This window comes from Nocardia sp. SSK8 (assembly GCF_037034205.1).
Taxonomy (GTDB): domain Bacteria; phylum Actinomycetota; class Actinomycetes; order Mycobacteriales; family Mycobacteriaceae; genus Nocardia.
Genome location: NZ_JBAGKD010000027.1, coordinates 1 through 9,677 on the forward strand (window position 1 = coordinate 1; position 9,677 = coordinate 9,677).

The 9,677-nt window shown below is 69.2% G+C and carries 9 protein-coding genes; all 9 read right to left on the bottom strand.

What is annotated here, in order from left to right:
* On the bottom strand, positions 1 to 1,203 hold a 1,203-nt coding region (locus tag WA675_RS27170), incomplete at its 3' end, for a (Fe-S)-binding protein (RefSeq protein WP_336088292.1).
* Between the two features lie 318 nt (positions 1,204 to 1,521).
* Positions 1,522 to 2,373: an ATP phosphoribosyltransferase gene (gene hisG, locus WA675_RS27175; protein ID WP_336088295.1), complete on the bottom strand. Its 852-nt coding sequence runs from the start codon at positions 2,371 to 2,373 to the stop codon at positions 1,522 to 1,524.
* A 56-nt stretch (positions 2,374 to 2,429) separates the two neighbouring features.
* A complete protein-coding gene (locus WA675_RS27180; protein ID WP_336088298.1) occupies positions 2,430 to 2,711 on the bottom strand; it encodes a phosphoribosyl-ATP diphosphatase in 282 nt (93 codons plus the stop codon).
* 172 nt (positions 2,712 to 2,883) lie between these two features.
* A complete protein-coding gene (locus WA675_RS27185) occupies positions 2,884 to 4,704 on the bottom strand; it encodes a choline/carnitine O-acyltransferase (protein WP_336088301.1) in 1,821 nt (606 codons plus the stop codon).
* A 9-nt stretch (positions 4,705 to 4,713) separates the two neighbouring features.
* Positions 4,714 to 5,529: a class I SAM-dependent methyltransferase gene (locus tag WA675_RS27190; protein WP_336088303.1), complete on the bottom strand. Its 816-nt coding sequence runs from the start codon at positions 5,527 to 5,529 to the stop codon at positions 4,714 to 4,716.
* A gap of 12 nt (positions 5,530 to 5,541) precedes the next feature.
* Entirely contained in the window at positions 5,542 to 6,405 is an 864-nt protein-coding gene (locus tag WA675_RS27195) for a HalD/BesD family halogenase (protein WP_336088306.1), read from the bottom strand.
* A gap of 119 nt (positions 6,406 to 6,524) precedes the next feature.
* Entirely contained in the window at positions 6,525 to 7,196 is a 672-nt protein-coding gene (locus WA675_RS27200) for an HAD family hydrolase (protein ID WP_336088308.1), read from the bottom strand.
* A 77-nt stretch (positions 7,197 to 7,273) separates the two neighbouring features.
* Complete coding sequence (locus WA675_RS27205) at positions 7,274 to 9,052, bottom strand: serine/threonine-protein kinase (protein ID WP_336088310.1); 1,779 nt, start codon at positions 9,050 to 9,052, stop codon at positions 7,274 to 7,276.
* Between the two features lie 184 nt (positions 9,053 to 9,236).
* Positions 9,237 to 9,677: vitamin B12 dependent-methionine synthase activation domain-containing protein (locus tag WA675_RS27210; RefSeq protein WP_336088312.1), on the bottom strand; the 441-nt coding region annotated here is incomplete at its 5' end.

A 9,677-nucleotide genomic window follows, 5' to 3' on the forward strand; every position in this document is an offset into this window, starting at 1 on the left:
CCGGCGCATATCGATGATGTGGTCGACATGCTCGATATCGACCGGGCACTGCTCGACACACGCACCACAGCTCGTGCACGACCACAGGACCTCGGGATCGATGACACCGTTGACGTCCTCGCCACCGATCAACGGACGCTCAGCCTCGGCCCGCGCCGCCTCGGAGATCTTCGACTCGTCGCCACCGGCGAGCAGATACGGAGCCTTCGCATACGTGTGGTCACGCAGCGACATGATCAACAGCTTGGGCGACAACGGTTTTCCGGTGTTCCAGGCGGGGCACTGCGACTGGCAGCGACCACACTCGGTGCAGGTGGTGAAGTCGAGCAACCCCTTCCAGGTGAAGTCCTCCACCTTGCCGACCCCGAAAGTGTCCGAGTCGGGATCGGCGGTCTCCATGTCGAGAACCTGGCCCCCGGACATCATCGGCTTGGCCGCGCCCAGCGCGACATCACCGTCGGCCTCACGCTTGAAGTAGATATTGAAGAACGCCGAAATCCGGTGCCAGGCAACACCCCAGGTGAGATGGCGCCCGATGAGGTAGAGGAACGCGGCACCGGCGAGCATCTTCACGAAGGCGAACACGGAGATCATCACCGGGCTGGCCGGGAGCACCCGGGCGACCTGCAGGGTGAAGAAGTCGGTGGCCAGGTGCCCGCCGCCGTAGGTCGCGATCTTGCCCGCCTTCACCAGCACATCACCGATGCCGTGGACGACGACGATGGTTTCGATGAGATAGGCGGCCAGGAAATTCGATCCGCCGAACCGCGACAGACGTTCAGGCCTGCGCGGATGGTTGCGCTGCCGGATGACGATCAGCGCGCCGATCCCGGCGATCGTGCCGAGACTCAGCAGCTCCTCGAGCAGGTGATATCCGGCGGTGTGCCCGATCACCGGCCATCCGAAGGACGGATCGAAGGTCTGCCCGTAGGACTCGAAGTAGAACACCATCCCGAGCAGGAACCCGACCATCACCAGCCAGTGCGCCCAGCCCACACTCCGGAATTTGTTCATCCGGGTGTGTGCGGCGACCTCGACCACCACGGTCCGCACGCGCGGCACGATCGGCCGCCACCGCGTCCCGTCCGGCTGACCCGCCCGCAACACCCGCAGCATCCGGCTCAACCCGATCGCCAGCGTCGCCCAGCACAACACCGTGATGACGGCCCCGATGACCCCCAGCACGATCGTCGCAGTACTCATGTCCTCCCCCGTTCCCCACTACAGCACCACACCTTGTTACCGGCAAGTAACTTAGCCTCTCCGGCCAACGTAGCACCGCTTCAGGGCAAACGAAACCCCCACTCCCCGTAACTGTCCGGGAGTAGGGGTGAGGGGTGGGCCGCTACTGCAGGCGGCGCTGTTCTTCCTCTTCCAGGCGGCGGCGTTCTTCCTCGCGCTCGACCTGTTCCTTTTCGATCTTCTCTTCGTGTTCGTTCTTGTTCGACATATCCGCTCCAATCGCCGATTGTCCGGACCTCTCCGTTCAGCGTACTCGGGGAGGTCCGGACGACGGCACGGTCAGAAGGCGCGGCAGGAGCGGATGTCGGTGGCCAGGATGGCCTTGGCGCCCAGGTCGGCGAGGCGGTCCATCAGCTCGTTGCCCTGCTTGCGCGGGACCAGCGCGCGCACCGCGATCCACTCGGGATCGGCCAGCGGCGAAATGGTGGGCGACTCGAGGCCCGGGGTGATGGCGACGGCCTGGTCGAGCAGCGACTTGGGGCAGTCGTAGTCGAGCATCAGGTACTGCTGGGCGAACACCACGCCCTGGATGCGGGCGATGAGCTGGTTGCGGGCGCGGTCGTCCTGCGCGGAACCGGCGCGCTCGATCAGCACACCCTCCGAATCGCAGAGCGACTCGCCGAAGGCGACCAGGTTGTGCTGGCGCAGGGTGCGGCCGGAGCCCACCACATCGGCGATGGCGTCGGCCACGCCGAGCTGGATGGAGATCTCGACCGCGCCGTCGAGGCGGATGACCTCGGCCTCGATGCCGAAGCGGGCCAGGTCGGCGCGCACCAGGTTGGGGTACGAGGTGGCGATGCGCTTGCCCGCGAGGTCCTCGACCTTCCACTCCTCGCCCGCCGGGGCCGCGTAGCGGAAGGTGGAGCGGCCGAAGCCGAGCGAGAGGCGCTCGCTGACCGGCGAGCCGGAGTCCAGCGCCAGGTCACGGCCGGTGATGCCGAGGTCGAGCTCGCCGGAGCCGACGTAGATGGCGATGTCCTTGGGCCGCAGGAAGAAGAATTCCACCTGGTTGGCCGGATCGAGCACGGTCAGATCGCGGGAATCGGTCCGCTTGCGGTACCCGGCCTCGGCGAGGATGGAGGTGGCGGATTCCGACAGCGAGCCCTTGTTGGGAACGGCGACGCGCAACATGGGAGAGGGGTCCTTTCGGGAGAAGGGGAGGAGGTGTCGACCGGACGGATCAGCCGTCACAGATGTCGGTACACGTCCTCGAGCTTCAGCCCGCGACCCACCATCATCACCTGGAGCCAGTACAGCAACTGGGAGATCTCCTCGGCGAGGGCTTCGTCGCTCTCGTGCTCGGCGGCCAGCCAGATCTCCCCGGCCTCCTCGAGCACCTTCTTACCCTGGAAATGAACCCCGGCGTCCAAGGCAGCCACGGTGCCCGACCCTTCGGGACGGGTCTGGGCACGCTCGGTCAGCTCGGCGAACAGGGATTCGAAGTTCTTCACGGTGGTTGATTGTTTCACACGTGTTTTTGGCGGCGCGGGCGCCGCGTGTTCGCGGCCCCGAGGGGCCACCGCTCAGCACTCGAGACTCGCACCTTCGGCGCATGCGCTTCGAGCGCTGAGCGGCGACCCGGCCGCGAACGGGGGCCTCCTCGAGGTCGGCCCGTTCGTGGCCGGGTGCGCAGCTAGCCGGTCAGGAGGGGTCTGCCAGCAGCTCGCGGAGGTCGGCGACGGCGGTGCGCAGGTGGTCGGCGAAGGCGTACATCTGGTCGGACACCGACTTGGGGGTGGCCAGGTAGATGTTCCAGCGGTCGGGCAGCAGCACGTAGGCGATGCCGATGCACTTCGGGCTGGTGGAGCCGAAACCGAAGTAGCGGATGTGCTGCGAGGGTGCCGAGCTGGTGCTCAGGTAGTCGTCGCGCATGATCGTCCAGCCGGGGCTGTCGAACAGCGCGATCCGCTCGTCGGCGACGCCGAGTTCGGCGCCGCGGCGGCGCTGGATCCACTGCAGCTCCCACAGGTGCTGCTCGGGGGCCTGCCCGGCCTGGCATTCCTTGGCCCGGCCGACGTGCGCGGCGGCGGCGGTGCGGGCGGCGGCGAGCGTGGCCTCGTGGTCCACCGCGTCGTCGGTCATGGCGTCGACGAACGCGACCATCTCCGGGGTCACCACGCGCATCGCCTCGGTGCGCCCGTTGCGGAACTGGCGGGTGGCGATGGACTCGTAGGTGGCGCCGGTCAGGCCCTTGCTGCGCCGGTGCGCGAGCTGGTAGGCCAGCTGGGCGAAGGCGTCCGGCGAGATGCCGAGCTTCTTGGCGTCGGCGGTGCCGAAATCGTCGAAGGACACCAGCGAGGTGGCGGTGTCGGCGGCGAAGCGGGCGAAGTCGGCCCCGGCGGCGGCGATGTCGGCGCGCGCGGCGGAGTCGAGGACGAACTCGACCGGCTCCACCGGCGGCAGCCCCTGGGCCGACGCGCCGCTGGTCTCGGCGTGGTCGGCGGCGGTGCGCTCGAGCAGCGCGTCGACGAAGGACAGCACGGTGGTGCCGTCCAGCCCGCAGTGCTCGATATTGATACCGGCCTGCCCATCGGCGAAGACGATGAACGACACCGACTTGTCGAAGTAGCGGTTGGCGCTGTCACCGTGCAGCAGCTGATCGCAGGCGTGCAGTTCGTCGCGCGGGGCGAAGTCCTCGAGGCACACCGCGAACAGGGCGGTCTCGATCGTGTCGAAGGCGGCGACATTGGCCGCCTCGGTGCGCAGCGCGGCGCGGCTGCGCGCCCATTCGGCGCGGGCCTTGGTGGTGAGGTGCCCGACCGAAGTGTCGGTGGCGGCGGGCTTGGTGCCGCCCTTGATCACCGCGCGCAGCCCGTCGACGATGTCGGCGAAGGCGTACGGCGCGCCGTCGGGCCCGATGACGTCCATCCGGAAGATGTTGCCGCGGTAGAAGACCGCGATGTGCCGGGCGTCGGAGGGCCCGGGCTGTTCGTCGCTGTAGGGCTTGCGCACGGTGTCCTGCTCCTCGCCCGGGATCCGGGTCTCGGAGAACAGGTACTTGTTCTGCCACATCGACAGCTGCTGCCCGCGCTGGGTCACCGGCGGGACCCGCTCGGCGTCGAGGGCCAGCTTGTAGTCCACGGCCGCGCCGATGAGCGCGGCGGCCCGCTCGGCCTGTCCCGCGACCGTCGAGGCGGCCAGCGGGGTGTCGTCGCGGAACAGGAACACGAAGTTCGCGTTGAGCGCGATCCGGTCGCGGCGGCCCAGGTAGCGCGAGGGCCAGAACTCGTCGAGCCAGCTCCCCACCCCCGGGGTGGCGTCGTAGTCGGCCAGCGCGGCGTGCAGGGTGCGCCCGGCCCCGCCGGGGCGCAGCAGCTCGGCTACCGCGCCCTCGGTGGTGGCGTACTCCTCGGCGCTCAGCAGCGGCCGACACCACTGCAGGAACCGCGCGCAACTGTCGTCCAGTGTCGGCAGCGGAACCCGGGGCAGGGTGTCTTCGGCGGCGAACGTGGGTGGGTTCAATCCAGGTCCTCAGGTCTCGATGGGATGCGGGCGGGACAGGAACAGGTTGGCGTAGAGCCAGCCCTCGGCTTCATGATCGGTGGTGTCGATTCCCTTGGCCGCCAACGCATCCAGCACCTGCTCGCGTTCCTGCGCCGAGGCGAACCGACGCTGCTGGAACATACCCGGACGCTGCTCGCTGCGATAGCCGAGCGCGGCCAGTTCCGCGGCGATGGGACCGAAATCGAACATCCGTAACACGAAGTGCGCCATCCACGGTCGCTTGCGTGGATCGGCTTGGACGACCCTGGACAGGGTCTTCTCGGTGATGTAGCCGACGCATCCGGTGGAGATCACCAGATCGGCGGAGGCGAGCACACGTCGCTGGGCCTCGGTGGGCTCGGTGGCCTCGAGGTCGGCGTGCACGTAGTCGTGCAGGAATCCGGCGGCGTGGGCGTAGGTCAGCGCCGGGCGTGCGGCGTCCATCCCGACGAAGCGTACGTCGGGCATCAGGTCGGTGCGCAACCGCTCCCGGTCCGCGGCGATCAGGCCGACCCGGTCGGTCTCGGCGTGCTCGCGGTAGTGGCCCGCGAGCTCGTCGACCGTGGTGTCGGTGCGCAGCAGCGCCGCGTTCACCCCGTAGGAGCACCCGAGATCGAGGACGGTGGGGATCCGGTCGGGCCGGGCCGCCCGCAACTGCCGCAACTGTTCCTGGAAGTGCGGCTTGGCCAGTTCCGGGATCCGGTAGTCCAGATCGTTCATCCGCGCGAAGTACTGCCGCGGATCAGGACTTTCGTAGATGTCGTCGAAGGATGCTTTGCCATTGGTGTCCAACGGGACGGACATGGGCGGTTCCTCTCAGTCGAGCAGTCGGTCACCCCGGACGGCGTCGGCCGCGGCGGCCACGTGGTCGGGCAGAACACGGCCGAACAGCTGCCTGGTGCGTTCGACAGTGCCGATCACCCCGGGCCGGTCCGTGTAGGCGAAGATCGCCGAATGTCGTTGGCCCGCGCCGGCCACCTCGGTGACGCGGTGCAGGGAGAAGCGGCCCTTGAACAGCTGCAGGTCGCCGGGGCGCAGTTCGAGCGCGCGGAGGAACCGCTGGCCGGTGCCGGTGAGTACGGCGCGCACGTCGTCGAGATTCTCCGCGTGCGGATCGCGGATATTGGGGCAGTATTCGAAGACGCCACCCGATTCGGGCCTGCGGGTGAGCATGCTGACGGTGAATTCGTTGGTGTCGAAATGCCAGGGATGCGACATGCCCGGCTCGACCACGTTGAGGCACAGCCCGGCCAGCGGGTCGGCGAATTCGTGCAGTTCGTCGAGTTCGAAGCAGTCGGCGACGAAACGCTGGAAGACCGGATCGGTGTAGAGGCGCTGGATCAGCGCGTCGGCGGGAATGTGATCGCGGGCGACGAAGGCGTTGCCGCGGTCGAGCACGATGCGCGCCGGATGGTCGTCGGGCAGCTCGGTGTCGAGCGGGATGTTGTAGGCGTTGACCCGTTCGACCTTGTAATGCGCGTGCGGGGCGATCCGTTCGCCCTCGGCCCGCAATGTCGCCAGCAGCTCCGGCCGGATGAACTCCCGCAGGACCGTGCAGCCGTCCTCGGCCAGTTCGGCACGCGCGGCCACGACGGCCGCCTGCCTGCCCGGACCACCGAGATCGGTGAGCGGATACCGTGCGATATCGACGATTTCGTCAAGCCCCCGCGTGCCTGTCATGCATTCAGTGTGCGGTAACTTCGCGCCCCGCGCCGCCGGTTTCGCCAAATCCGGCCTATACCGGACAGATCACAGGACCCCGAATTGTGCTGTGCGACAAGCGTTTTAGAACGTGATCTTCATACTCGCGCGGCGAGCGCGGCGCGCAGATCGGCGAGCGACAAACCCACCAGCGTTTCCCTGAATACCCGTCCCGGCACATGCGGAACCGCGATTTCGCAGGGAATCACGATCAGGCCACAGCCCGCGCCCTGGGCGGCCAGCGCACCGGTCGGCGAGTCCTCGATCGCGACGCAGTCGGCCGGGTCGACCCCGAGCAGATCGGCGGCGCGGCGGTAGATCGCGGGGTCGGGTTTGCCGTGGTCGACCTCGTCACCACAGACGGACAGGTCGAAGAAGTCGCGACCGAGGGTGTCGAGGCCGTATTCGGTTAGCGAGCGTTTGGTGTTGGTCACCAGGGCGCAGCGCAGGCCCTCCGCGCGCACCATCGCCAGCGCGTCCTTGGCGCCGGGACGCCACGGGATGGGGCCGAGCATGAGTTCGGTGACCCGCCGTTCGAGGAACTCCCCCGCCGCGCTCAGCACCGCCGGGGTCGCCTCGACGCCGATGCCGTCGAACAGGATCCGCAACGCGTTCGGGCCGGAGGCGCCGATGAGCGCGTGGCGCACCGTGTCGGTGAGTTCGGTGCCGTGTTCGCGGGCCAGTTCGCGCACCGCGATGTCCCACAGCTTCTCCGAGTCGAGCAGCGTGCCGTCCATGTCCCACAGCACCGCGGCCGGTCGCGCGCTCACTTCGGTGGTCCCGCCTCGTTCTCGTCGTCGACGGCTCGCGGCGGTCGCCGGGCCGGGTCCAGGGTAGCCGGTGGCGCTCAGACGCCCGACCCGGCGATCTGGAGGTTGCCCCCGTCGCCGGAGACCTGGATCCACCGGTTCTCCGAGGTCACCGAGCCGTTGGCGAGCCGGTAGGTCAGCGCGACGACGGCCCGGTTCTGCCCGCTGGGGGTGATCGAACCGACAGTCACCGCGCGCACCGACGACCAAAACCGCGAGTATTCGCCGTAGCCGCCGGTCTGGGTCTGGTAGCCCGGCGCCAGCTGGGCCCACGCGCCGCCGATATTGCCCGGCAGCATGCCGTAGTAGCCGGCGATGAACTGGTTGATCCGGTCGGGGGTGGGCGGGCCGAACGGGGTGGTGGTGATGGTGGTGCTGGGCGTGGCCGACGGGGTGGAGGTGGCGCTGCCCGAGGTGGGGTGCGGTGTGCTGGTCGGGGCGCCGGAGGTGGTCGGGGCGTCCGGGGCGGTCGCCGAGACGGTGATCGTCTCCTGTTCGGGGACGATGACGACGGTGTCGACGCGGCCGTCGACCATGGTCGTCACGGTGATCGGCGAGGGCGGGTTCTGGACCTGGACGCCCGGGTCACCACCGCGGTCCCGGGTGACCACCAGCACCACGAGCATGACGGTGAACGCGGCGACGGCCGCGGCCAGCAGCAGGACAGCGCGGTTGTTCGCCGCGTCGGTGCGGGCCGGGGGTGTGGGGAAGGCGGGCGGGCGGCCCGTCCCGGCCAGCGGCGACGCGGGCGCGACCGCGTCGCTGGGCCGGACGAGTCCGGGGTCGCCCGCGGCGGCCTGCCCGACCGGGCTGGGCACGGCGGAGCGGCCGCTGATCGCCGAGCGCGCCGACTTGGCCAGGGCCAGGCCGCTGCCGAGCAGGCCCGCTCTGGCCCCCGCTCCCCCGGTGCCCGGGGTGGCGGGGCGGGGCAGCAGGGTGGTTGCGGCCTCGCCGACCGGCAGCGTCTTGGTGGCGGCGGCGCCGGGCAGGGCCGGAACACGGCCCGCCGCAACGTCTTCGAGGGCGGTGCGGGCCTGGGCCATGCTCGGGCGGTCCTCGGCGGCGGCGGTCAGCAGCCACATGAGGACCGGGCCGAGCGGTCCGGCGTGTTTCGGTTCCGGGACGACGCCGCGCGCGACGGCGTGCAGCACGGCCAGGGGGTTGTCGCCCTCGCCGAACGGCGGTGCGCCCTCGACGGCCGCGTAGAGCGTGGAGCCGAGCGCGAACACATCGGCGGCGGCTTTCGGGTTGTCGCCGCGGGCGATCTCGGGGGCGAGGTAGGCGGGGGTGCCCGCGAGGAAGCCGGTGGCGGTGACGGTGACGTCGCCGGTGGCGTGCGAGATGCCGAAGTCGGTGATCTTGACGGTGCCGTCGTCGCCGACGAGCAGATTGGCCGGTTTGACGTCGCGGTGCATGATGCCCGCGTCGTGGGCGGCCGAGAGCGCGGCGGCGGCCTGGGCGCCGATCCCGGCGACCTCGATGGGCGGCAGGGTGGCGCCGCCGGCCAGTTTCACCGCGAGGCTGGGGGCGTTCATGTATTCCATGACCAGCCACGGCTGGCCGTCCTCTTCGGCGACGTCGAAGACGGTGATGGCGTTGGGGTGGTGCAGGCGCGCGGCGATGCGGCCCTCGCGCATGGCGCGCAGTTTGGCTTCCAGGGCCTGCGAGCCGGTGAGTCCGGGGGCGAGCAGGAGCTGTTTGACCGCGACGGTGCGGCGCAACCGCACGTCGGTGGCGCGCCAGACCACGCCCATCGCGCCGGTGCCGATCGGGTCGGTGAGTCGATAGCGTCCCGCGATCAACCGATCCGATGTCATCTGCGCCCCTCCATGCATTACCGCCGAGTCGTCCAGCCCTCCGCGCCACAGCGGGATGAAACTTTGTGAAAATCCTACGTGCTGAAGTGCTTTGCCCCGGTGCCGGAAGTGGCCGGTCCATGGCCGTAGCCGCCGATCGTGATCACTTTCACAATCGGCGCGGCGGACGGCACCGGGGCGGCACTCAGGCGTTGAAGTACTTGGCCTCCGGGTGCAGCAGCACGAACGCGTCGGTGGACTGTTCCGGGTGCAGCTGCAGTTCCTCGGACAGGGTGACGCCGACGCGGCCCGCTTCGAGGAGGTCGACGAGTTTGGCGCGGTCTTCCAGTTCCGGGCACGCACCGTAACCGAACGAGTACCGCGCACCCCGGTAGCCGAGCTTGAAGTAGTCCTGGATATCGGCCGGATCGTCATCGGCCACGGACTGACCGTCCAGGGTCAGTTCCTCACGGACCCGCCGGTGCCAGTACTCGGCCAGGGCCTCGGTCAACTGCACACCGATACCGTGCACCTCGAGATAGTCACGGTAGCTGTCCCCAGCGAACAGGGCGTTGGCGAAATCGGCGATCGGCTGACCCATGGTGACCAGCTGGAACGGCAACACATCGACCTGCCCGGTCTCCCA